At 73.4% G+C, this 21,369-nt stretch carries 24 protein-coding genes, 1 tRNA gene and 1 riboswitch; of the genes, 5 read left to right on the top strand and 20 right to left on the bottom strand.

All coding sequences use genetic code 11. The features are described 5' to 3' along the window. Positions 1 to 13 precede the first annotated feature (13 nt). Positions 14 to 80, bottom strand: a riboswitch (guanidine-III (ykkC-III) riboswitch). Between the two features lie 100 nt (positions 81 to 180). Next, a complete protein-coding gene (locus G514_RS0122875) occupies positions 181 to 474 on the top strand; it encodes a hypothetical protein (RefSeq protein WP_028653637.1) in 294 nt (97 codons plus the stop codon). A gap of 32 nt (positions 475 to 506) precedes the next feature. Next, entirely contained in the window at positions 507 to 884 is a 378-nt protein-coding gene (locus tag G514_RS28535) for a hypothetical protein (RefSeq protein WP_084152332.1), read from the top strand. A gap of 18 nt (positions 885 to 902) precedes the next feature. Here the strand turns inward: G514_RS28535 and G514_RS0122865 are convergent, their stop codons facing one another. Then, positions 903 to 1,382: a hotdog fold domain-containing protein gene (locus G514_RS0122865; RefSeq protein WP_028653636.1), complete on the bottom strand. Its 480-nt coding sequence runs from the start codon at positions 1,380 to 1,382 to the stop codon at positions 903 to 905. Positions 1,383 to 1,450: 68 nt separating this feature from the next. Between G514_RS0122865 and G514_RS0122860 the strand changes: the two genes are divergently transcribed. Next, positions 1,451 to 2,542, top strand: coding sequence for a TIGR03857 family LLM class F420-dependent oxidoreductase (locus G514_RS0122860; RefSeq protein WP_028653635.1), 1,092 nt, complete (start codon positions 1,451 to 1,453; stop codon positions 2,540 to 2,542). A 6-nt stretch (positions 2,543 to 2,548) separates the two neighbouring features. On the opposite strand, the gene G514_RS0122855 is transcribed toward G514_RS0122860, so the two are convergent. The 3 genes from G514_RS0122855 to G514_RS0122845 form a co-directional block, all read right to left on the bottom strand. Further along, positions 2,549 to 2,821: a metal-sensitive transcriptional regulator gene (locus tag G514_RS0122855; RefSeq protein ID WP_211222214.1), complete on the bottom strand. Its 273-nt coding sequence runs from the start codon at positions 2,819 to 2,821 to the stop codon at positions 2,549 to 2,551. 106 nt (positions 2,822 to 2,927) lie between these two features. Beyond that, a complete protein-coding gene (locus G514_RS0122850) occupies positions 2,928 to 3,308 on the bottom strand; it encodes a VOC family protein (protein ID WP_028653633.1) in 381 nt (126 codons plus the stop codon). A gap of 5 nt (positions 3,309 to 3,313) precedes the next feature. Beyond that, positions 3,314 to 4,102 (bottom strand): trans-aconitate 2-methyltransferase, encoded by a 789-nt coding sequence (locus tag G514_RS0122845; protein WP_028653632.1) that lies wholly within the window; start codon positions 4,100 to 4,102, stop codon positions 3,314 to 3,316. Between the two features lie 101 nt (positions 4,103 to 4,203). On the opposite strand from G514_RS0122845, the gene G514_RS0122840 reads away from it, so the two are divergent. Then, on the top strand, positions 4,204 to 4,695 hold the full coding sequence (locus G514_RS0122840) for a MarR family winged helix-turn-helix transcriptional regulator (protein WP_028653631.1): 492 nt from the start codon (positions 4,204 to 4,206) through the stop codon (positions 4,693 to 4,695). 3 nt (positions 4,696 to 4,698) lie between these two features. On the opposite strand, the gene G514_RS0122835 is transcribed toward G514_RS0122840, so the two are convergent. The 7 genes from G514_RS0122835 to rsmI form a co-directional block, all read right to left on the bottom strand. Further along, on the bottom strand, positions 4,699 to 6,504 hold the full coding sequence (locus tag G514_RS0122835; protein WP_028653630.1) for an ABC-F family ATP-binding cassette domain-containing protein: 1,806 nt from the start codon (positions 6,502 to 6,504) through the stop codon (positions 4,699 to 4,701). Further along, positions 6,497 to 7,399: a 4-(cytidine 5'-diphospho)-2-C-methyl-D-erythritol kinase gene (locus G514_RS0122830; RefSeq protein ID WP_028653629.1), complete on the bottom strand. Its 903-nt coding sequence runs from the start codon at positions 7,397 to 7,399 to the stop codon at positions 6,497 to 6,499. Before G514_RS0122830 ends, G514_RS0122835 begins: the two co-directional genes overlap by 8 nt. Beyond that, positions 7,396 to 8,262 (bottom strand): 16S rRNA (adenine(1518)-N(6)/adenine(1519)-N(6))-dimethyltransferase RsmA, encoded by an 867-nt coding sequence (gene rsmA, locus G514_RS0122825; RefSeq protein ID WP_028653628.1) that lies wholly within the window; start codon positions 8,260 to 8,262, stop codon positions 7,396 to 7,398. The genes G514_RS0122830 and rsmA overlap by 4 nt, the downstream gene beginning before the upstream one ends. A gap of 73 nt (positions 8,263 to 8,335) precedes the next feature. Further along, positions 8,336 to 8,923, bottom strand: a complete 588-nt coding sequence (locus tag G514_RS31330) for a resuscitation-promoting factor (protein WP_281167648.1) — start codon at positions 8,921 to 8,923, stop codon at positions 8,336 to 8,338. 136 nt (positions 8,924 to 9,059) lie between these two features. Next, a complete protein-coding gene (locus tag G514_RS0122815; protein WP_028653627.1) occupies positions 9,060 to 9,887 on the bottom strand; it encodes a TatD family hydrolase in 828 nt (275 codons plus the stop codon). Then, a complete protein-coding gene (locus G514_RS0122810) occupies positions 9,884 to 10,723 on the bottom strand; it encodes an alpha/beta fold hydrolase (protein ID WP_028653626.1) in 840 nt (279 codons plus the stop codon). Before G514_RS0122810 ends, G514_RS0122815 begins: the two co-directional genes overlap by 4 nt. Beyond that, positions 10,720 to 11,568, bottom strand: a complete 849-nt coding sequence (gene rsmI, locus G514_RS0122805; RefSeq protein ID WP_028653625.1) for a 16S rRNA (cytidine(1402)-2'-O)-methyltransferase — start codon at positions 11,566 to 11,568, stop codon at positions 10,720 to 10,722. The genes G514_RS0122810 and rsmI overlap by 4 nt, the downstream gene beginning before the upstream one ends. Positions 11,569 to 11,619: 51 nt before the next feature. On the opposite strand from rsmI, the gene G514_RS0122800 reads away from it, so the two are divergent. Next, complete coding sequence (locus tag G514_RS0122800; RefSeq protein ID WP_245582311.1) at positions 11,620 to 13,353, top strand: dolichyl-phosphate-mannose--protein mannosyltransferase; 1,734 nt, start codon at positions 11,620 to 11,622, stop codon at positions 13,351 to 13,353. 21 nt (positions 13,354 to 13,374) lie between these two features. Here the strand turns inward: G514_RS0122800 and G514_RS0122795 are convergent, their stop codons facing one another. The 9 genes from G514_RS0122795 to sepX all read right to left on the bottom strand — a co-directional run bounded on the left by G514_RS0122795 (position 13,375) and on the right by sepX (position 21,312). Continuing rightward, on the bottom strand, positions 13,375 to 14,232 hold the full coding sequence (locus tag G514_RS0122795) for an alpha/beta hydrolase family protein (protein ID WP_157545162.1): 858 nt from the start codon (positions 14,230 to 14,232) through the stop codon (positions 13,375 to 13,377). A 126-nt stretch (positions 14,233 to 14,358) separates the two neighbouring features. Beyond that, positions 14,359 to 14,817: a response regulator gene (locus tag G514_RS28525; RefSeq protein WP_051248128.1), complete on the bottom strand. Its 459-nt coding sequence runs from the start codon at positions 14,815 to 14,817 to the stop codon at positions 14,359 to 14,361. Then, positions 14,814 to 15,035 carry a hypothetical protein gene (locus tag G514_RS0122785; protein WP_157545159.1) on the bottom strand — a complete coding sequence of 74 codons (222 nt, stop codon included), beginning with the start codon at positions 15,033 to 15,035 and terminating at the stop codon, positions 14,814 to 14,816. Before G514_RS0122785 ends, G514_RS28525 begins: the two co-directional genes overlap by 4 nt. 190 nt (positions 15,036 to 15,225) lie before the next feature. Next, entirely contained in the window at positions 15,226 to 15,972 is a 747-nt protein-coding gene (locus G514_RS0122780) for a GAF and ANTAR domain-containing protein (RefSeq protein WP_051248126.1), read from the bottom strand. A 114-nt stretch (positions 15,973 to 16,086) separates the two neighbouring features. Further along, positions 16,087 to 17,358: a DUF1501 domain-containing protein gene (locus G514_RS28520; protein WP_051248124.1), complete on the bottom strand. Its 1,272-nt coding sequence runs from the start codon at positions 17,356 to 17,358 to the stop codon at positions 16,087 to 16,089. Positions 17,359 to 17,369: 11 nt separating this feature from the next. Then, positions 17,370 to 19,127 carry a DUF1800 domain-containing protein gene (locus G514_RS28515; protein ID WP_084152330.1) on the bottom strand — a complete coding sequence of 586 codons (1,758 nt, stop codon included), beginning with the start codon at positions 19,125 to 19,127 and terminating at the stop codon, positions 17,370 to 17,372. Positions 19,128 to 19,324: 197 nt separating this feature from the next. Then, positions 19,325 to 19,397 (bottom strand) — tRNA-Ala (locus G514_RS0122765). Positions 19,398 to 19,476: 79 nt separating this feature from the next. Beyond that, on the bottom strand, positions 19,477 to 20,484 hold the full coding sequence (locus G514_RS28510; protein ID WP_211222213.1) for a hypothetical protein: 1,008 nt from the start codon (positions 20,482 to 20,484) through the stop codon (positions 19,477 to 19,479). A 33-nt stretch (positions 20,485 to 20,517) separates the two neighbouring features. Then, positions 20,518 to 21,312, bottom strand: coding sequence for a divisome protein SepX/GlpR (sepX, locus tag G514_RS0122755; protein ID WP_028653620.1), 795 nt, complete (start codon positions 21,310 to 21,312; stop codon positions 20,518 to 20,520). Between the last annotated feature and the right edge of the window lie 57 nt (positions 21,313 to 21,369).

Here is a 21,369-nt window from a genome sequence, read left to right as displayed (position 1 = left end):
GACCACTCCCGGTTTCGCGCCGTCTTGTCGTGGGACCGGGTACGGCGGACCTCGTCCGGGGTGCCTGTGCTGGCAGGTCAAGGATCCCACACGCAACGGAGCGCGACGCGCCTCCGGAGGGTCAGGTCGGTCACCACATCGGCTTGCCTGGTGTGGTGCCGGTGACGCCATACTTCACCGGTGCGGGTGCGGCTGGAGATGTGGACCAAGGAGCAGGGCGGTCGGCACACGCCGGTCTTCGACGGCTACTCCCCCGACTTCCGGGCGAGCACCGAGGGGCACGGCGACGTGGACCTGGGTGCGGCGGCCGTGACGCTGCTGCCCGAGAACCCGATGCTCGTGCCCGGCACCACGATCGAGGTCGACGTGCAGCCGGTCGACCTCAGCGCCTGGACGAACGTCACGACGGCGCTGGTGCTCGGGGTGTTCGACGAGGGGCGGCAGGTGGGCACCGCCACGGTGCTCGAACGATGACTCCGACGACGACTCGGGCGACGACTCGGGCGATGACTCGGGCGAGGAAGAGCCGGTGGTCGATCGGGTCGCACCGCTCGGTGCTCTCGCTCTGGTCGGACCACTCGGTGCTGTCGATCGGCTCCGTGGGCTCGTGCGCCAGCATCGGGAGCGTCGGGTCGTTCGCCTCGGCGTTCTCGGTCGGCTCGTCGCAGAGCATGGGCTCGTGGCTCTCGCACCAGTCGACGGGCTCGGTGCTGTCGCACCAGAGCGACGGGTCGGTGGCGTCGAGCCAGGCGACCCGGGCGCTGCTCGGGCGGCGTACGGACGGGAAGCTTCCGCGCGGCTCGACCGTGGCGCTCGCGGCGCTGTCCTTGGTGGCGGTCGCCGGCCACCGGTGGTTCTGGGGCCGCCGGCGCCAGGTGTTCTAGCGGCTCGTCGCCCTGCTCCTAGCCGGCGAACGCGGCGGACTTCTGGGTCACCCAGAGGTTGATGACGCCCTCGATGACCACCGTGCCGTCGGCCATCACCCCGCGGACGCGCACGGGGAGGTCGGGGTCGGACGAGGTCCACTGCTCGGCGTCGGTCTCGGCGATGCAGGTGATGTCGCCGACGGCCTTCGCGGTGTAGGAGACGGTCATCCCCTTGGGGATCCAGCGCTTGGTCGACGGAATCGTGGCCTCCGCGAGGGCGCCCATCGCGGCCTCGAGGCCGTTGCACAGCGCGATGGCGTGCACGGTGCCGAGGTGGTTGTGCACGCGCCGCCGGTCGGGGATCACCAGCTCGGCGTGGTCAGGCTCGATGACGGTGAACCGCGGGCGGATCGAGGCGAAGTACGGCGCCTTCTGCCCGAAGGCGATCGAGAAGACCCGGGTGCCGACCACCGGGATCGAGCGGCACTTCTGCCACAGCGAGAGGACCTGGCTCATGCGGTCATGTTACCCATGAGTAGGAACTGGCACCTGACACGTGTCAAGTTCGCCGCTACCGTCCGAGCGTGCACACCCCGCTGCCCGAGCTCGCCTGCTACGGCCTCGCCGGGCACACCGACCAGCCGGCGGACCTGCTCGACGAGGTCCGGTTGGCCGAGGAGCTCGGGCTGGGGTCGGCGTTCCTCTCCGAGCGGTTCAACCTCAAGGACGCCGGCGTGCTCGCCGGCGCGGTGGCGGCCGCGACGACGCGGCTGGGCATCGCAACCGCGGCGACCAACCACAACACCCGCCACCCGATGGTGACCGCCACGATGGCGACCACGCTGCACCGGCTGAGCGGCGGCCGCTACGCCCTGGGCCTGGGGCGCGGCTTCGACCTGCTCTTCGACGTGATGGGCCTGCCCCGCATCACCGGCGCCCAGCTCGAGGACGCGATCGGCATCTACCGCAGGCTCTGGCACGGCGAGGCGTTCGGCCACGACGGACCGGCGGGCCGCTATCCCTACCTGTCGCAGGACCGCGGCTTCGACGAGGACATACCGGTGCTGATGATGGCCATCGGCCCGAAGAGCCTCGAGCTCGCCGGCCGGGTCGCCGACGGGGTCGTGCTCCACACGTTCCTCACCGACGAGACGCTGGCGCGTGCCGTGCGCACGGTCCGCGCGAGCGCCGAGCGCGCCGGCCGCGACCCGGCGTCGGTGCGGGTCTGGTCGGTGCTGGCCACCGTGGAGGACTCGATCACCGAGGAGCAGCGGCTGCGCAGGCTGGTCGGGCGGCTCGCGACCTACCTCCAGGGGTACGGCGAGGTGCTGGTCCGCGTGAACGGCTGGGACCTCGCCGCCCTCGAGCGGTTCCGCGCCGACGACCTGGTGCGGGGCTACCCCGGAGCGTTCGACGCGATCGGGACCGTCGAGGAGCTGCGCCACCTCCGCGACGACGTGCTGCCGGCCGAGTGGCTCGCCGCGTCGGCGACCGGGTCGACGCAGGACTGCGCGCGGCGCATCCAGGACCAGCTCGACGCCGGCGCCGACAGCGTGGTGCTGCACGGCGCGACCCCGGCCGAGCTCGCGCCCGTGCTCGACGCGTGGCGCGGCGTACGTCCCGGCGGGCTCGACACCCTGCCCACCAACCCGGGACGCGCGGTCCCGGCCGGCTGAGCCTCGCTAGGCGAGCGAGAGGAAGAACCGCTCCAGCTGGTCGAGCTCCTCCTCGGTCACCGCGCCCTTGCGGGCCGACTCGCGCAGCTCGCTCGCGATGATCGCGAACCCGGCGCGGTCGAGCGCGCGCGAGACGGCCTTGAGCTGGTTCACGATCTCCTGGAGGTCGCGACCCTCCTCGAGCATGCGGAGCACGCCCGAGAGCTGCCCCTGTGCCCGCTTGATGCGGTTGACGACCTGCGTCGCGCCGATCGACGTCGGCGTGTCTGCCTGTGTCACGTCAGCCCCACTCCCCCCGAGAACGACGTCTGGCTCCAAGCACGTTCCTCGCTCGGACGCCGGGCTGTCAACCGCGCGGTGGCGGTGGTACGACGCGACGGTCGGGTCAGGCGAGCAGCTCGACCCGGTTGCCGCAGGCGTCAGGAACGTGCACCCGGTGGTACCCCGGAAAGGTGTCCCACTCACGGCGGTCCACGGCGCACCCCAGGCGGTCCAGACGGGCCGCCACCTCGTGGAGCACCTCGAGCGACGGGAGGACGAACGCCGGGTGCGCCTTGCGGGCCGGCGCGAACGGTTCCTCGACGCCGACGTGCAGCTCGGCCGTCACCCGGCCCTCGTCGTCGTGGGCGCGGAACCACACGCCGCCGCGGCCGGCCAGCGACTCCGGCTTGGCGACCTCGGTCAGGCCGAGCCCCTCGCCGTAGAACCTGCGGGCGGCGTCCTCGCCACCGGGCGGGCACGCGACCTGGACGTGGTGCAGCCGCATCGCGGTCACGCGGCGCCGACCCGCGCCACCGCGAAGACCCGGCGGAACGGCAGCAGCACGGTGCCGTCGGCGCGCACCGGGTAGGCGGCCGCGAGGCGGCGCCGGAACTCGCGCTCGAACTCCGCCCGCAGGTCGTCGGGCAGCGCCTGGAGCGTCGGGCGGGCGCCGGTGCCGGAGACCCAGGTGAACACGGGGTCGGGCCCGCGCAGCACGTGGGTGTAGGTGGTCTCCCACACGTCGACCTCGCAGCCCGCCGCAGCGAGGACGTCGTAGTAGTCGGCCGGGTCGTGGGAGGACGGCGCGGCGACGCCGGCCGTGTGCTCGGCGTACGCCGGCTCGCCGGCGAGCTCGGCGCGGAGGGTGTGGCTCGGCTCGTCGAAGTTGCCCGGCACCTGGAAGGCGAGCCAGCCGCCGTCCGCGACCGCGGCGACGAGCCGGGGCAGGAGCTCGAGGTGCCCGGGCACCCACTGGAGCGTCGCGTTGCTGACGAGGACATCGACCGGCCGGGGCGGGGTCCAGTCGCGCAGGTCGGCGACGGCGTACTCGACCGGCCCTCCGCCGCGAGGGGCGCCCGCCTGAGCCGAGGCGATCATCTCGGGGCTGGAGTCGAGCCCGACGACGTGCGCGCCGGGCCATCGTCCGGCGAGCAGGCCGGTGAGGTTGCCCGGCCCGCACCCCAGGTCGACCACCTCGGCGGGGTCGGTCGCCCCGACCCTGGCCACGAGCTCGACGAACGGGCGACCGCGCTCGTCGGCGTAGGCGAGGTAGCGGTCCGGGTCCCAGGTGTGCGGCATGAGGCGGCTCCCTAATATCTTGACGTCAAGATAGATTGCCATCTTCCCTCGCAAACTCTCTTGATGTCAAGATTCTCGATCGATGCGGCTAGGCTGCACGCATGCGAGACGAGGTCGACGAGCTCACCGAGGCGTGGGCCCGCGAGCGACCCGACCTCGACCTCGGCGCCATCGCGGTCTTCAGCCGGATCTCCCGGCTCGCGCGCCACCTCGACCGGGCGCGCGGGGCGGCGTTCGCGGAGCACGACATCGAGTCGTGGGAGTTCGACGTGCTCGCGGCGCTGCGGCGTGCTGGTGCGCCGTACGAGCTCTCGCCTGGCCGGCTGCTCCGCGCCACCCTGGTCACGAGCGGCACGATGACCAACCGGGTCGACCGCCTCGCCGACCGCGGCTTCGTGGAGCGCCACCCCGACCCGGCCGACCGGCGGGGTGTGATCGTCCGGCTCACCCGGGAGGGCAAGGCCGCGGTCGACGGTGCCTTCACCGCGCTCGTCGAGGCCGAGAAGGCGCTGCTCGCCGACCTGCCGGCCCCGGCGCAGAAGGAGCTGGCCGGGCTGCTGCGGCGGCTGCTGGTGCCGTTCGGCTCGGAGTAGCGGCTACTCGAGCACCTCGGCGACCTCGAGCCACTCGAGCTCGAGGGCGTCGCGCTCGGCGGTGAGCTCCTGGAGCTCGGCGCTCAGCTCCGCGAGCCGCTCGTAGTCCTGGCCGGCGGCGAGGATGGCGTCGTTCAGCTCCGCCTCGCGGGCGCCGACCCGCTCGAGCTGCCGGTCGACGCGGGCGAGGGCCTTGCGGGCCTCACGTTCCTCGGCGCTGCCCTTGGCGGCCTTGGTGGCCGGCGGAAGTCCGGAGTCAACCGGCGGAAGTCCCGAGTCAACCGGCGGAACCACCGACTCGGCGTGGAGGGCGCGGGCCCGGCGCTCGAGGTACTCCTCCACGCCGCGCGGGAGCATCGAGACCTGGCCGTCGTCGAGGAGGGCCCAGACGGTGTCGACGGTGCGCTCGAGGAAGTAGCGGTCGTGGGAGACGACGACCAGGGTGCCGGGCCAGCCGTCGAGGAAGTCCTCGAGGACGGTCAAGGTCTCGATGTCGAGGTCGTTGGTGGGCTCGTCGAGCAGCAGCACGTTGGGCTCGGTGAGCAGCAGCCGGAGCAGCTGGAAGCGCCGGCGCTCGCCGCCGGAGAGGTCGCCGAGGCGCGCGGTGAGCCGGTCGCCGGTGAACCCGAAGCGCTCGAGCATCGACGTCGCCGTGATCTCGCCGTCGGCGGTCTTGGTGACCCGTCGGACCGACTCCACGGTGGCGAGCACCCGCGCCTCGGGGTCGAGGTCGTCGATGTGCTGGGTGAGGTGCTGGAGCGCGACCGTGCGCCCCTGCCGCACCTTCCCGGCAGACGGCGCGAGCTCGCCCGACAGCAGGCCGAGCACCGAGCTCTTGCCGGCGCCGTTGACGCCGACGAGTCCCACCCGGTCGCCGGGACCGAGCCGCCACGTGGCGTGCGACAGCAGCTGGCGGTCACCGCGCCGCAGGTCGACGTCCTCGAGGTCGATCACGTCCTTGCCGAGGCGCTGCGTCGCGAACCGCTGCAGCTCGAGGCGATCGCGCGGCGCGGGGACGTCCTCGATCAGCTCGTTGGCGGCGTCGATGCGGAACTTCGGCTTGGAGGTCCGCGCCGGCGGCCCGCGCCGCAGCCAGGCGAGCTCCTTGCGCACGAGGTTGCGGCGGCGCAGCTCGGTGGCCGCCGCCTGGCGCTGGCGCTCGGCCTGCGCGAGGACGTACGACGCGTAGCCGCCCTCGTAGACGTCGACCTCCCCGTCGTGCACCTCCCACGTCCACTGGCACACCTCGTCGAGGAACCACCGGTCGTGCGTGACGACCACGAGCGCCGAGGCACGGTGTGCGAGGTGGTCGGCCAGCCACGCCACGGCCTCCACGTCGAGATGGTTGGTCGGCTCGTCGAGGACGACCAGGTCGTGGTCACCCAGCAGCAGCGCCGCCAGCGAGCACCGGCGGCGCTCGCCGCCGGAGAGCCCCGCGACCGCTCGGTCGAGCGTGACCCCGGCCAGCAGCACCTCGACCACCTCGCGGGTGCCCGCGTCGGCGGCCCACTCGTGGTCGGAGCGCCCGCCCAGCACCGCCTCGCGGACGGTGTGGGTGTCCACGAGCTCGTCGTGCTGGCGCAGGTGGCCGACGAGGAGACCACGCTGGCGGGAGACCCGGCCCGAGTCGGGCTCCGTGAGCCCGGTCATCACGTTGAGCAGCGTGGTCTTGCCGTCGCCGTTGCGGCCCACCACACCGATCCGCTCGCCGGCGCCGACGCCGAGGGAGACCTCGGTGAGCAGGGGCCGGACGCCGTAGGACTTGGAGACCCGCTCGAGGTTGAGCAGGTTCGTCGCCGGGCTAGCCATAGGTGACCACGTGGGCGCCGGCGACGGGGCCGTTGGTGACCAGCACGACCTCGTGGTGCTCCGCGAGGCGGCCGGCGACGCCGCGGGCGGCGTCGGCGCTCTCGGCGAGGAACACGCAGGTCGGCCCGGACCCCGACACCAGCCCGCGCAGCGCGCCGCAGCGCTCGCCGAGCTCGAGCAGGTCGCCGAGGTCAGGGCGCAGGTCGAGGGCGGCCGCCTCGAGGTCGTTGTGGAGCGCGCCGGCCAGGATCTCGGGGTCGCCGGTCGAGAGGGCGAGCAGCACCGCGCCCGCTCCCTCCGGCTCCGCGGGCGCGTCGGGGGTGAGGTCGTCGAAGCGCCGGTAGACCGCGGGCGTCGAGAGCCCCTCGCCCGAGGGCACCGCGACCCACCACCACGTGGCCTGGTCGGGCACCGGCTCGACGAGCTCTCCGCGGCCGGTGCCGAGCGCCGTACCGCCCAGCAGGGCGAACGGCACGTCGCTGCCGAGCCGGGCCGCGAGCGCGAGCAGGTCGTCGTCGGAGGTGTGCAGCTGCCAGAGCCGGTCGAGCGCGACGAGGGCGGCCGCGGCGTCGGCCGAGCCACCGGCCATGCCACCCGCGACCGGGATCGCCTTCGCGACCGAGACCGAGGCCAGTGCGTCGATGCCGTGGTGCCCGGCGAGCAGCCGTGCGGCGCGGTCGACGAGGTTGTCGCCGGTGACCGGCACGGCGTCGGCGTCCATCCAGTCGGGGACGGTCACGTCGAGCAGCCAGCCGGGCGAGGACTCGGCCGTGACGTCGTCGCACAGTCCGACGGCCTGGTAGACGGTCACCAGCGGGTGGAAGCCGTCGGCGCGCGGCGCACCGACGCCGAGGTGCAGGTTGATCTTCGCCGGCGCGCGGACGGTGACCGTCATGCCGGCGCCTCCTGCGCGAGGGCCTCGGCGATGCGGACGTACGCCGACACCTCGAGCACCTCCCCGCGCGCGGTGGGGTCGACGCCCGCGGCGCGCAGGGCGGTCTCGGCGGCAGTGGCCGATCCCGCGAGGCGCGCGAGGGCGCCGCGCAGCGTCTTGCGCCGCTGGGCGAAGGCGGCGTCCACGACCGCGAAGACCTGCTCGCGCGACGCCGTCGTCTCGGGCGGCTCGCGCCGGGTCCAGGCGACGAGGCCGGAGTCGACGTTGGGGGCCGGCCAGAAGACGTTGCGGCCGACGGCACCCGCACGGCGCACGTCGGCGAACCACGCGGCCTTCACCGACGGCACGCCGTAGGTGCGCGACCCGGGCGGCGCGGCCAGGCGGTCGGCCACCTCGGCCTGGACCATGACCAGGCCCTTCTCCAGCGACGGGAGGACGGTGAGGAGGTGGAGGAGCACGGGCACCGAGACGTTGTAGGGAAGGTTGGCGACCAGGGCGGTCGGTGGCGGTCCTGGTACCCCGTCGATGCGCAGCGCATCTGCGTGGAGCACCTCGCAGCGAGCGGCGCGCTCCCCCGCCCGCTCCGCGATCGTCGCCGGCAGCCGGGCCGCGAGCAGGTCGTCGACCTCGACGGCCACGACCCGGTCGGCCACCTCGAGCAGCGCGAGGGTGAGCGAGCCGAGTCCGGGGCCGACCTCGACGACCACGTCGTCGGGGCCGACCCCGGACTCACGGACGATGCGACGCACCGTGTTGGCGTCGATCACGAAGTTCTGCCCGCGCTGCTTGGTGGGCCGCAGGTCGAGCTCGGCGGCCAGCCGGCGTACGTCGGCCGCGCCGAGCAGTCGAACCAGGCTTTCCACGTGGGCAGGTTAGTTGGGCGGGTGTCGTCGGGTAGCCGTGGTCGGCCCGCGCTGTCCCTGCGGGTGCCGCCTCTCAGCGAGGCAGACCGAGCTTCGCCGCGCACGCCGGCCAGGCGCCGTAGCCGCCGGAGGCGTTGCGGAGCTTCGTCGCGACGGCGATCTGGGTCTCGCGGCTGTGCTCGCTCGGCAGGCCGGCGCCGCCGTAGGAGTGCCACGTGCCGAGGCTGAACTGCAGGCCGCCGTAGTAGCCGTTGCCGGTGTTGATGTGCCAGTTGCCGCCCGACTCGCACTTCGCGAGGCGGTCCCAGACACCGGTCGAGATCTTGGTGCCGACGCGGACGACCTTGGGCCGCGGCTTCTTCAGGACGTGCTGGCTCTTGACGTGCTTCGCGGTGAGCTTGCCGTCGGCGTAGACGAACGTGTAGGTCACGTTGCGCACGCCGGGCTTGCCGTCGCGGACGACCCGGGTCTCGCCGGAGGTCATCGAGCTGTCCTTCTTCTCGACGACGGGCGCCGCGAAGCGCTCGCGCTTGACGTGCTTCTGGACCGTCGTCACCGCGACGTACTCCCCGCCCGACTCGACCGCCTGGGCCGGTGAGGAGGCGCCGGCGGTGCCCGTCAGGACGAGGGTGGTGAGGGCCGCGAGGGCCGCTGCACGCACGCCGACACGGCTGCTGGCATTGCGGATCTGTGACTGCATGGGTCACGACAACACCAGCGTTGCGGGGGTCGGTCCAAATCCTGACCCCCCGGTGTGACGAGCCTCTCCCTGCCCGTCAAGAGGCCCTGTGCGGGCGCTACCAGGGCCCTCCGAAGGCCCCCTCGGTGTTCTCGTCGATGGCCGCGCAGAGCGTCTCCAGGTCGTCTTTTCGCAGGTCAGCGAGGGTGCGCACGGTGAGCGGCACGAGGTAGGACGCGTTGCTCCGGCCGCGGTGGGGCATCGGCGTGAGGTAGGGCGCATCGGTCTCGACGAGCACCCGGTCGATCGGCGCGATCGCGGCGGCCTCGCGGACCTGGTCGGCGTTCTTGAACGTCACCGTGCCGGCGAAGCTGAGGTGCGCGCCGCGGTCGAGGCAGGCCCGCGCGAACGCCGCGTCGCCCGAGAAGCAGTGCATCACCCATCGCTCGGGTGCGCCCTCGTCGTCGATCACGCGCAGCACGTCGTCGTGGGCGTCGCGGTCGTGGATCACCAGCGTCTTGTCGAGCCGCTTCGCGAGGTCGACGTGGCGCCGGAACGACTCCTCCTGGACCGCCCGGCCCTCCGCGCCGGTGCGGTAGGTGTCGAGGCCGGTCTCCCCCACCGCCCGCACCCGGTCGTGCGCCGCGGCGAGCTGCTCGATCTCGGTCAGGGCCGCGTCGAGGTCGGCGAGGCGGGGCGCCTCGTTGGGGTGCAGCGCGACGCCGGCCACCAGCTCCGGGTGGGTGGCGGCTGCCTCCACCGCCCACCGCGCGCCGCGCAGGTCGCAGCCGATCTGCACGATGCGCGGCACGCCGACCGCGGCCGCGGCCGCGAGCGCCTCCTCGACCGGCAGCGCGGCCTCGTCGCCGCGCGCCACGTCGAGGTGGCAGTGGTTGTCGACGACCGGGTGCGGGAGCGGGTCCGGTGCGGGCGGCCGCTCGCTCACGCGGGCGCCACCGTCGCCACCCGGTCGAGGATCGCCCGCGCCAGCAGGTCGGGCGCGTCCTCGGGGATCCAGTGGCTCACGCCCTCGAGCTCGACGTACTCGTACGGCGCGTCGACGTGCTCGTGGGTGCGCAGCCCGCCGGCCCGAGCGATGGTCGGGTCGCCGTCGCTCCAGACGAAGGTCGTCGGCACGCGGACCGTGCCGCCGAGGTGCCCGGGGGTCACCAGGGGCAGGGCGCGGTACCACATCAGGCCGCCCGGGAGAGCGCCGTCGTCGACGATCTCGCTGCGGAAGCGGGCGCGGCTCGCCTCGTCCATGCCCATCCGCGCCAGGCTCGCGTCGGACCACCGGGTGCGGCCGATCCGCTCGGGGAGGAACGGCACCTGGAAGGCGGCCATGTACCACGAGCGCATCGCCTGGGTCGACGTCGCGAAGGCCCGGAGGAAGGCGGCCGGGTGCGGCACGGAGACGGCCGTGAGCGCGCGGACGTCGTCGGGCCGCTGGGCGGCCACCGCCCAGGCGACGACCGCGCCCCAGTCGTGGCCGACCAGGTGCACCGGCCGGCCGATCGTCTGCACCAGCGCGGCGACGTCGTCCGCGAGGTGTGGCAGCCGGTAGTCGCGGCGCCGCCCGGGCCGCGCGCCGGGCGAGTAGCCGCGCTGGTCGGGCGCGTAGGTGCGGAGCCCGTGGGGGTGCAGGAGCGGCGTGAGGAGGCGCCAGCAGGTGGCCCGCTGGGGGAAGCCGTGCAGCAGCACCACCGGGTCGCCGTCGAGCGGCCCCTCGTCCTTCACGTCGAAGGTGAGGCCGTCGTGGCGGTAGCGCAGCAGGCGGGTCATCGCGGGCCTTTCGAGTGCACGAGGTTGTAGACCACCCGGCGAGGTACCCCGGCCGAGCGGGCCACCTCCACGATCGCCTCCTTGCGCGTCATGCCGGCGGCCTCCCGCTCGTCCACGGCCGCGCGCAGGCTGTCGTCGTCGGCCGCGACGCCCGGCTCGGGGCCGGCGCCGGCCACGACGACCGTGACCTCGCCACGCACGCCGTCGGAGGCCCAGGCGGCGAGCTCGGCGAGCGGCCCGCGGCGTACCTCCTCGTGGGTCTTGGTCAGCTCGCGGCAGACCGCGGCCGCGCGGTCGTCACCCCAGGCCTCGGCCATCGCCGCCAGCGCGGCTTCGGTGCGGTGCGGCGCCTCGAAGAACACCATCGTCCGCTCCTCGCCCGCGAGCGCGGCCAGCCGCCGCGCCCGCTCGCCCTGCTTGCGCGGCAGGAAGCCCTCGAAGCAGAAGCGGTCGACCGGCAGCCCCGACACCGCCAGCGCGGCGAGCACCGCGGAGGGGCCGGGCACGGTGGTGACCGGTACGTCGGCCGCCACCGCCGCCGCCACGAGCCGGTAGCCCGGGTCGGAGACGCTCGGCATGCCCGCGTCGGTCACGAGCAGGACCCTGCGTCCGGCCTCGAGCTCCTCGAGCAGCGCGGGCGTGCGCTGCGACTCGTTGCCCTCGAAGTAGGACACGATGCGCCCGCCGACCGTGACGCCCAGCTCGGTCGTGAGCCGCTTGAGCCGCCGGGTGTCCTCCGCGGCGACCACGTCGGCCTCGGCGAGCTCGCGCGCCAACCGCGGCGAGGCGTCCTCCACCCGCCCGATCGGCGTGCCCGCGAGCACCAGCGTCCCGGGGGTGGCCATGCCGCCGATCATCGCAGGGTGTCGGCCCGATCACCCGTACAGTTGCGCGTCGTGACGGCTGTGGTGGAGCAGGAGGCCTTGTCCTCCGACTCCTCCGGCCGCCGCGTGCCGACGGCGTGGGAGCGAGCGCGGCGCCGGGTCGACCTCGAGGACCCGGTGGTCGGCTGGACGGCGAGCATCGGGCTCACGCTGCTGGCGCTGTTCCTGCGGCTGTGGAAGCTGGGGTCGCCGCGGACCTTCGAGTTCGACGAGACCTACTACGCCAAGGACGCGTGGTCGCTGCTCCACCACGGCTACGCGCGGGGCTACGTCGACGACGCCAACGAGAAGATCCTCGACGGCCACACCATGGGCCAGTGGACCGACGGCCCGTCGATGATCGTGCACCCCGAGGCCGGCAAGTGGCTGATCGCACTCGGCGAGAAGGCCTTCGGCATGGACCCCTTCGGCTGGCGGATCGCGGCGGCGGTGGTCGGCTCGCTCATGGTGCTGGTGATGTGCCGGCTCGTGCGCCGGATGACCGGCTCCACCGCGCTCGGGCTGGTCGGCGGGCTGCTGCTCAGCCTCGACGGGCTGCAGTTCGTGCTGTCGCGGCTGGCGCTGCTCGACATCTTCCTGGCGTTCTTCATCCTCTGCGCCGTCTCGTGCCTGGTCGCCGACCGCGACTGGTACCGCGCCCGGATGGCCCGGCTCGTCCCGGAGCAGGTGTCCGACCCGGCGTCGTACGGGCCGGTGCGCGGGCTGCTCTTCCGGCCGTGGCTGCTCGCCAGCGGGGTCTGCTGGGGCCTGGCGATCGGCACCAAGTGGACCGCGATCTACCCGCTCGCGGCCTTCGGCGTCCTGGTCTGGCTGTGGGGCGCCGGCGCGCGGCGCTCGTTCGGCGTCCGGTGGGCGACGCTGCGCTCGGTCGTCACCGACGGCGTGCCGGCGTTCGTGCACCTGGTCGTGATCGGCGGGATCGTCTACACCGCGACGTGGACCGGCTGGCTGGTGCACGCGCACGAGTACGAGAAGTCGCTGTCGTCGACGCAGTACACCCAGTTCGTCAAGGAGCAGCCCTGCAAGGTGACCGTCAAGGACGACGGCACCACCGAGACCTCCGACAACAACGTCGCCGACAGCGGCAAGCGCTGGCCGACGGCGAGCGAGCCCGACGCGCACGGCCTCGGCGAGGCCGTCCAGTCGCTGCGGTCGCTGTACTACTACCACCGCGACCTCTACACCTTCCACACGCACTTCCTGAACTGCTCGACGCACACCTACGCCTCCAAGCCGTCGGGCTGGCTGCTGCTCAACCGGCCGGTAGGCGTCGCCGCCGACACCGACATCAAGCCGGGCACCCGCGGCTGCGACGCGCCCGAGGGGAGCAGCTGCATCAAGCAGGTGCTGCTGATCGGCACGCCGACGATCTGGTGGGGCGGGATCCTCGCGCTGGTGTACGCCGTGGGGATGTGGGTCGGTGCGCGCGACTGGCGGTTCGGGGTGGCCGTCGTGGGCACGGCGTCGACGTGGCTGCCGTGGCTGCAGTACGACACCCGGCCGATCTTCCTGTTCTACGCCGTGGCGATCCTGCCGTTCGTCGTGCTCGCGCTCACCCTCACCATCGGCAAGCTGATCGGCAGGTCCCGCGCGCCCTCGGCGCGGCGTACGGCCGGCGTGGTGGTCGGCGGGTCGTTCGTGGTGCTGACCCTGCTCAACTTCGCGTGGTTCTGGCCGATCTTCACCGACCAGCTGCTCACGCACAGCGAGTGGGTCGGACGGATCTGGTTCCGGCGCTGGATCTGAGCGCGCGCGGGGCGCCGTCGGTTACGACGCGGCGTTGGCGGTGCCGTCGCCGGTGACCGCCTGGCCCTCCTCGCTCTCGCAGCTGGCGGCGAAGGACAGCAGGTCGTCGACGTCGAAGTGCGACGGGTCGTCGTGGGGGCCGTGGACGACGTACAGAGACGCGTCCGCGCCGCGCGCCTGGAGGCCGGCGGCCAGCCGCCCGGAGTTCTCCGACTCCCGGACCCACGTGTCCTCCGGGGAGGTCACCATCCGGTAGCGGGTCGAGGTCGGCAGCTGGTCGATCGTGTTGACCGGGTTGCGGTCGAAGGGCACGTCGCCCCCGAACGCCTCGCGGATGATTCGCGGGCCACCGGGCACCTTGTCCATCTTCGTCAGGTCGATCGCCGGCTTCACGCCGTACCAGCACGGCGGCGCGAGTCCGGCGTGGGTCATGGCGTTGAGCGAGACCGTGCCGCCCATCGACCCCGAGACGTAGAGCTTGATCGGCACGCCGCCGCTCTGCTCCTCCGCCCACGCGACCAGGTTGGTGGTGTCCTGGGTCGACGCCTCGTTGCCCCAGGAGTCGGTGTGGAAGTCGGACGACGCGACGATCCAGCCGGCCCGCACGAGCGCCTGGAGCCAGGGCTCGTCCATCCGGTTGTCGACGCCGCCGTTCTGCCCGTGGAAGTAGATGGCAATGCCCTTGGGGTGCTCGGTCGGAGGCATCGACAGGCGGACGTCCTGGGCCTTGAGGCGGCCGTAGATGACCGAGCCGGTCGGCGCCTCGGCCGTGGCGGTGGCGGTCGCCAGCACGAGGAGCACGGCGATCAGCGGAGCGAGCGGGCGGAACCGGAAGATGCGACCGAGCACCGGGTGCGTGCGCACTCGAGCCAGCAGCACGGACACTGATGCTCCTCCAGTATCGCGACGGACGGGTCCCTCGGCCCCCACGGGACGATGCTCACCCAACGACGACGCGGGGGTCCAGGTCACGCCCGACCTGGCCACCGGAGGTGGGGGGCGGGGTCAGCCGACCCCTTCGATCTCGATCTCGGGGATCTGCGCGAGCCCGACCAGGCCGCGAAGCTGCGCCACCATGTTGGCCATCGAGGAGCCCTTGCGGATGATGCCCGCGGCTCCCGCGCGCAGTGCGGCGTCGAGCTGCGCGCTCGGCGACATCGCGGTGAGCATCACGACGATCGTGCCGGGACACCGCTGCGCGAGAGCGGGCAGCGTCTCGAGGCCGCCCAGCGCGAGCAGGTCGATGTCGAGGAGGACGACGTCGGGGTGCAGTGCGGCCGCGACCTCGACCCCGGTGGCACCGTCGACCGCCTCGCCGACGATCGCGAGCTCGTCGGTGCGCTCGAAGTAGCGCTGGACCACCCCGCGGAAGTCCTCGTCGTCGTCGACGAGGACCACGGACAGGCGCGGACCGGTGGGGCGCCCGGGCAGCGGGAGGTCGGAGACGGGGAGCACCGGGATCACTCACCCGCCTCGTCGGCGCCGACGACGCGAGGCACGAAGCCCGGCGCCCTGCGTCGGCCGCTCACCAGCACCCGGCCCCACGCCGGCGGCGGCGGGGCGGGCGGGTAGGACAGCTGGATCGTCGAGCGGACGGGAGGACGTACGGTGTAGGACCGTCGGCTCGCTGCGGGGTTCGACCCGGTCGTCGGGCGCACCGACCTGAGGAAAGTGGACGTCACGTTGGCACCGCTCTCTGGAGAGAGCCACCGACGCGCGTGTGCCGGCGGGAACGGATGCCTGCCGAGTGCAACGCCAGACTTCGGGAAATGGAGGTGCAGCAGGGTTTGCGCCGCGGTCCTCTTCTTGGACCCTACTCCCCCTGGCCCCGGAAGTCGCCATCCGCGACCCGGGCGGACGCTCCCGGCGGGCTCAGAGCCCGGACGGGTTGAGGCCGTTGACGAGGTCGATCGCGAGGTCGTAGACCTTGCGGCCGCTCTCCTGGGAGATGCGGCGCAGCACCTCGAACGCCGCGTGCTGGTCGAGCTGGTAGCGCTCCATGAGGATGCCCGTCGCCTGCCCGATCATCGTGCGCCGCACGAGCCCGAACTGGAGGGACTCGTGGTTGGCGATCGCCCCGAGGGCGACCGCCGCCTGCGACGCGATGCCCATCACCTCGTCGCTCGCGTCGGGCCCGAAGGCGTGGGGCTGGGTGGCGAAGAGCTGGAGCGCACCGAGCTCGTGGTTCTCGTGGGTGTAGAGCTGGACGCACAGCACGCTGCGGATCCCGAGCTGGTCGACGACCGCCGCGCCCCAGCGCGGCCAGGGGCCGTCGGTCGGGAGGTCGACGGCGCGCACGAGCGGGGTGTCCCACGCGCTGGAGATGCACGGCCCCTCGCCCAGCTGGGCCTGGAGCTGGTCCGCCTGGTCGGCCAGCCCCGATCCGAGCGACGCGCGGGTCTCGACCGAGCCGTCGGTGCGTGCCAGCGTCACGGCGGCGTCGTCGCAGTTCTTGACCATCTCGCACGCCGCGGTCACGACGTGCTGGAGCGTCAGCAGGAAGGTGCGCTGGGACCGCAGGGTGCGCGCGAGCTCACCCATGCGGGCGCTGTACTCCGTGACCACGCCAGCCTCCAGAGCCGTGTGGGAGTGTTCCACCGCGCTCGTCTCGTCGTCCATGCGAGTGCTCCGAGGGGGTCGTGCCTACCGATCTCACCGGTAATTTACCCACTCCGGACCGCTGTCGACACCACCTACGTGCAGGTCAGAGCGGTGAGCCGCACACCAGCACGCTCAGATCGAGAGCACCGCTCCCACGGGCTCCGGGGTGAAGCCCGGGAACACCGCCGCCGCCGAGGCCCCGAGCCGTCGGGTGACCACCTCGCTGAGCACGCTGCGGTAGTCGGTGGTGACCAGGAGGTCGGCGTCCACGCTGGTGGCCAGGCCCGGCCAGGTGCCGTAGTAGCCACCCTTCACGCCCCCGCCGAGCAGGAACATCACGTTGCCGTAGCCGTGGTCGAGGCCCTGGTTGGCGTTCTCCTTGACCCGACGGCCGAACTCGCTGACGGTCACCACCGTGACGTTCGCGGCCAGCGGCCCCAGGTCGGTGAGGAACGCCGCCAGGCTGAGCGCGAGCTCGTCGGCCATCTGACGCAGGTTGCCGCTGTCGGGGGTGCCGATCCAGGTGTGGTGATCCCACGAGCCGTGGTCGACCGCGATGACCTCCGCCCCGACGTCGGCCCGGATCGTGCGCGCCGCGGCGGCCAGTGCGGTGCCGAGGTCGGAGCCCGCGGGGTACGCCGCGCCGTTCGCCGGGGCGGTCGGGCCGTCCCTGACCGGCTCGAACTCGTCGACCACCTCGAAGGCGTTGCGGGCACCCGCTCCGAGCGGGCCGGCCACACCGTCCCAGAGCGTCGCCAGGGAGGCCCGCCGAGCCGCCTCGGAGGCGGCGTCCCAGTAGCCCGACAGGCTCACGGAGTCGACGTCGGTGGTGACCAGCGCGGGCTCGGGCCCGGCCAGCGCGGTCATCGGCACCCCGCCGCCGAACTGGATGGCCTCGATGGGGGTGCTCGCGGCGTTCTGCCCCACGAGGCGGTTGAGCCAGCCGATCCGCGCCGACGAGCCCGGGTCGGCGTCCTCGAGCTCCTCCATCGCCGAGAAGTGCGAGCGGTTCGGCGCCGGCAGCCCGGTCGCGTGGACGGCCGCGATCGAGCCGGCGTTCCACCACGGCAGCAGCGGGGCCAGCGCGGGGTGCAGCCCGAAGAACCCGTCCTTCGCGAGCAGCCGCGATGACGGCACCTGGATCGACGGCCGCGCGGCGTAGTAGGCGGGGTCGCCGTGCGGGACGACCAGGTTGAGGCCGTCGCACGCCCCGCGCATCGAGAGCAGCACGAGCACGTTGTCGACCGGCGCGGCGGCGTACGCCGTGGAGGTGAACGCCTCGCCGTACGCAGCCGTGACGGTGGCGGTGCCGCCCACCGCGGCGAGGCCGCGCAGGAAGCCGCGGCGGCCGAGGCGAGCGGCGCGCTCGAACTCCTCGCAGCAGCCGTGCGCCGTGGTCTCCATGGGTTCCTCCCTCACCGGCTCATGTGCTCGGGGCTGTCGAGCAGGGTGGTCAGCAGCACGGGCATGCCCCACTTCACGAGCGCGTGGTTGAGGGTGACGGAGGTCGCCGCGGTGAGCCCGGTGGCCAGGCAGCACGCCTGGAGCAGGCGCACCGGCGTGGTGCGACCGAGGAGGGTGCGCGACAGGTGCTCGACGAGCGCGTCGAAGCGCATCGACTGCCCGGGCTGGAGCGGCACCCACGACGCGACCGGGTGGTAGGTGGTCTGCGCGGTCGGCCACCAGCCGCCGGACAGCGTGTAGTGGACCTCGAAGGAGGCGAGCACGCGCGAGACCGACGACCACGACGCGCCGTCCTCGGGCTGGCCGTCTGGCCGCGCCCAGTCGAACGGTGCCTGGCCCAGCTCGACGGTCTGCCACAGCACCGCGTTGGCGCCGGCGGCGTCGCTGGTCGGCGGGGCGGCCTGGACGTCGAGCGCGCGCCACGTCGCGACGACGTCGTCGGCGGGGTTGCGGACCTTCGCACCCCGTGCGGCGATGAACTCGGGGTGCGCCATCAGCGCCCGCAGCACCGGCACGATCGCCGTGTCGTGGGCGAGGTAGACCTGCGCCAGGTGGTCGACCAGGCCGGCCGACGGGTCGTCGGAGACGTAGCGCACCGCGAGCTTGCGGGCGAGGCGGTGCGCGGTGGCGGGGTGGTGGGCGAGGTAGGTGAGGTACGCCGCGACGACCGGCCGGCCGTCGGGGTCGGCGTTCGGGTGGCTGAAGCCCATCACCTGCACCGGGCCGGTGTAGTGCGCGGACGGGTCGTAGGACGTCTCCCACGTGGTCCACATCGCGACCTTGTAGCCGGTGAGGATCTTCGCGGAGGCCTTGACGTCGTCCTCGGTGTAGCTGCCTCGCCCGACGGTGTGCAGCTCGAGCAGCTCGCGGCCGAGGTTCTCGTTGGGCGCGTTCTTCTTCGAGTTCGCGTTGTCGAGGCTGATGCCCATCGCCGGGTGCGTGATGGCCGCGACGAGCATCTGGTCGAAGCGGCCGAGCGCGTGGGTGCGGATCGTGCGGCCGTAGTCGACGCGGAACCCGAAGACGCCGTCGTCGTGCACCGGCACGTGCAGGTGGTTCTCGAAGAACTCGGTCACCGACTCCAGCAGCTGGCGCCTCGACCGCATCCGGCGCAGCAGGCACCAGCGCTGGTAGTCGGCCATGGCGGTCCACGCCTCACCCGACTTCGCCTGCTCGTGCGCCCACATGGTCGGCGCGTCCCAGGCGAGCCGCGGCCACCACGTCGCGAGGGCGTCGCCCGCGGGGTCGCCGAGCGTCGCCGGCGCCAGCTGGGCGTCGAGCCACGCCTGGACGGTCGGGTAGCCGCTCATCTCCTGCAGCAGCGCGGGCGTCATGCCGTAGGTGAAGCGGTTGGCGACGTGCAGGGCGAGCGCGGTCGCCAGCCCGTCGACGGCGGCCGGCTGGTCGTAGGCGCCGGGCGGTGTCGGCGTGGGCGGCGTGGGCGGCCCGGGCGGCGGCTCGGTGGGCGTGGTCGGCTTGTGCTTGCGGTGCCGGCAGGTGCGCGCGTGCCAGCAGGTGTGCTTGGTGTGGACCTTGCAGCGGTGCCACTTCTTCTTCGGCCTGCGCTTCTCCGGCTCGGCGGCGCGGGCGGTCTCCGTCCGGCCCAGCGCGGGCGACACGGCCAGGGCCGCCACGCCGCCCACGACGGCGCGGCCGACCGAACGACGGCTGCGCGCGGGCGCGGTCGGCTGCCTGGAGACAGGTGTCATGGGGGGGTGCTCGCTCGAGGTGTGGGGGTGAGCGGCAGCGCCGGAGGCGGGGGCTGGCGCGCGCCGCGCGCTCAGGCTGGCACGCGGGCGGTCTGGCGGGGGGCGGAATGCCGCTACCTGACCTGCCTCGCGGCCGGTGGTCCATACCTATGTCGGTCGATCGCGGGTCCGGTTGCGCAACCGCAGAGTGCCGCGAGTGGAGCTGAGGGGACTCGAACCCCTGACCCCCTCGTTGCGAACGAGGTGCGCTACCAGCTGCGCCACAGCCCCTGGATGCGTCCGGAGACGCGAGCGGAAACGGTATCAGCCGCGTCGCGCGCGTCCGAATCGAACCTCGCCGCGCGGCGATCTACTCGACGGTGGAGCCCGTGACCTGCGGCTGGCCGTGGCCGAGGAAGAAGATCCCGGGGTAGTTCTCGAAGCCGAGGCTCGGGTTGTCGCGCAGCGTGGAGTCCTGGATGGTGAGGGTGCCGGTGCGGTCGTTGCTCACGAAGAACACCGCCCCACCGCCCTCGCGGGCGACGTTGCCCTCGATCGTGCTGCGCACGAGGCGGAGCGTGAAGAGGTTGCCGTCGAGGTAGATCGCGCCACCGCTCCCACCACCCGGGGTGCCGGCGCCGGCCGGGTTGGCGCCGCGCCCGACGGCCTTGTTGCCCCGGAAGGTGCTGTCGGTGACGAGCCACGAGACCCCGATGCTGGACAGGGCGCCGCCATTGGAGCAGCGGCCGCTCCGGAACGTGCTCCCGCTGACTCGCACCGGGCGGTCGCGGAACTGGTCGAGCACCCGGATCGCCGCGCCGCCCAGGTCAGGCCCGGTCCTGTCGCAGCGGTTGCGGGTGAAGACCGAGTTGACGACGGTGAGCCGCCCGCCGCGGACGAGCACCGCACCGCCTCCCCCGCCCTCCTCGTGGGCGCCGGTCGCGTTGCCGCGGGTGAAGGTGAGGTTGCGCAGCACCAGGCGGGGGGTTGCCTGGTCCTGGCAGTGCGAGGTGGTCCACGCGAGACGCTGGTCGCAGGTGTTCTGGTAGAGGATGCGGTGCTTGCCGCCGCCGCTCAGCGTCACGAGGCCGCCGCCGTCGATCACGACCTTGCGCGCCGCGTCGTTGTGGACCTCGGCCTGGCGGTCCATGACGATCGTGACCGGGTCAGGGCCGCAGTCGAAGGTGATGGTGCCGCCCTTCGCGACCGCCTTGCGGAAGGCCGCCGCCGTGCAGCTCGCAGGCGTGCCGTGCCCGACCACGCGGTGGGCCGCGCCGGCGTGCGGCGCACCGGCGTACGACGCACCGCCGGGGCCGGGCGAGAACGGCAGCGCGGCCAGGAGGCCGGCGAGCAGGAGGACCGGGAGCACGCGGGGCACGAGCCCCACGGTAGGCCTAGGCCATGTCTCGGCCTAGGCGCCGGATGCGCGCCGGTCGGTCGCGGCGGACTCCGAACCGGAACGGTCGACGGCCTCGGCCTCGCGCGCCAGCCGGCTGTCGGCGGCGTTGTGGCCCGAGCTCCAGACGCCGGTCGAGTCGAGGTCGATCGTGGTGACGCTGCGCGCGGCGACCGGCTTGGAGACGTAGGTGGGCAGCGGCACCGAGACGGGGTCCCAGCTGTCGGGGTCGCGCTCCTGCTCGGCCACGGGTGCGTCGACGCGGGCGATCTCGCCGGTGCTCGCCCGGGGGTCGGCGGGCCGGTCGCCGGGGATCTCTGCAGGGATGCGGCCGCGCGGCCGGACCGCGCGCTCGCGCTTGACCATGACGCGGCACGCGACGAGCCAGACGGCGAGCACGCCGACCGGGACCGCGCACCAGACCCAGTCGAACACCGTGAGGTAGGCCGCCACGGCCACCCCGACGTTGGCGACCAGGATCAGCGTCACCACCCGCAGGCGGCGCTTGGCGGCACGGGCGGCGGCCAGGCGGTGGGCGTGCAGCCGCTGCTTGTCGTCGAGTGACCCCCCGTGGCTGCTCAGGCGGGCCTCGGACGACCGCACGGGGTCACTCGACGGCGCACCGGCGGGCACCAGCCGAGCGGTGCGGCGGTTGACGGGCTCGCGGCGCGCCAGGACGCGCATGGTCTTGGAGAACCGCTCGACGGTGCGGGTGCGGGCGCTCTCCTCGTGGTGCTCGAGCGCCTTCGGGATCAGGTAGACGGCCCAGGCCACGGCCAGGGCCACGAAGATCAGTGCGCTGGGATCCACGCTGCTGAGGCTAGGAGGCGCAGCGCATCACGGGGCGCATGTCAACCCGTGTGTCGC

The organism is Nocardioides halotolerans DSM 19273 (assembly GCF_000422805.1).
GTDB lineage: Bacteria > Actinomycetota > Actinomycetes > Propionibacteriales > Nocardioidaceae > Nocardioides > Nocardioides halotolerans.
The sequence above is the reverse complement of the archived record's forward strand: the minus strand, read 5'-3'. Positions and strand labels throughout refer to the sequence as shown.

Excerpts from the sequence above, each read along its gene's own strand:
- G514_RS0122845 (WP_028653632.1), bottom strand. The coding sequence starts at position 4,102 with ATGCCGCACACCTGGGACCCGGACCGCTACCTCGCCTACGCCGACGAG.
- G514_RS28520 (WP_051248124.1), bottom strand. The coding sequence starts at position 17,358 with ATGGAGACCACGGCGCACGGCTGCTGCGAGGAGTTCGAGCGCGCCGCT.
- G514_RS28535 (WP_084152332.1), top strand. The coding sequence starts at position 507 with ATGACTCGGGCGAGGAAGAGCCGGTGGTCGATCGGGTCGCACCGCTCG.
- G514_RS0122850 (WP_028653633.1), bottom strand. The coding sequence starts at position 3,308 with ATGCGGCTGCACCACGTCCAGGTCGCGTGCCCGCCCGGTGGCGAGGAC.
- G514_RS0122835 (WP_028653630.1), bottom strand. The coding sequence starts at position 6,504 with ATGGCTAGCCCGGCGACGAACCTGCTCAACCTCGAGCGGGTCTCCAAG.
- G514_RS0122810 (WP_028653626.1), bottom strand. The coding sequence starts at position 10,723 with ATGACCCGCCTGCTGCGCTACCGCCACGACGGCCTCACCTTCGACGTG.
- G514_RS0122865 (WP_028653636.1), bottom strand. The coding sequence starts at position 1,382 with ATGAGCCAGGTCCTCTCGCTGTGGCAGAAGTGCCGCTCGATCCCGGTG.
- G514_RS28515 (WP_084152330.1), bottom strand. The coding sequence starts at position 19,127 with ATGACACCTGTCTCCAGGCAGCCGACCGCGCCCGCGCGCAGCCGTCGT.
- G514_RS0122840 (WP_028653631.1), top strand. The coding sequence starts at position 4,204 with ATGCGAGACGAGGTCGACGAGCTCACCGAGGCGTGGGCCCGCGAGCGA.
- G514_RS0122780 (WP_051248126.1), bottom strand. The coding sequence starts at position 15,972 with ATGGACGACGAGACGAGCGCGGTGGAACACTCCCACACGGCTCTGGAG.
- G514_RS0122830 (WP_028653629.1), bottom strand. The coding sequence starts at position 7,399 with ATGACGGTCACCGTCCGCGCGCCGGCGAAGATCAACCTGCACCTCGGC.
- rsmI (WP_028653625.1), bottom strand. The coding sequence starts at position 11,568 with ATGGCCACCCCCGGGACGCTGGTGCTCGCGGGCACGCCGATCGGGCGG.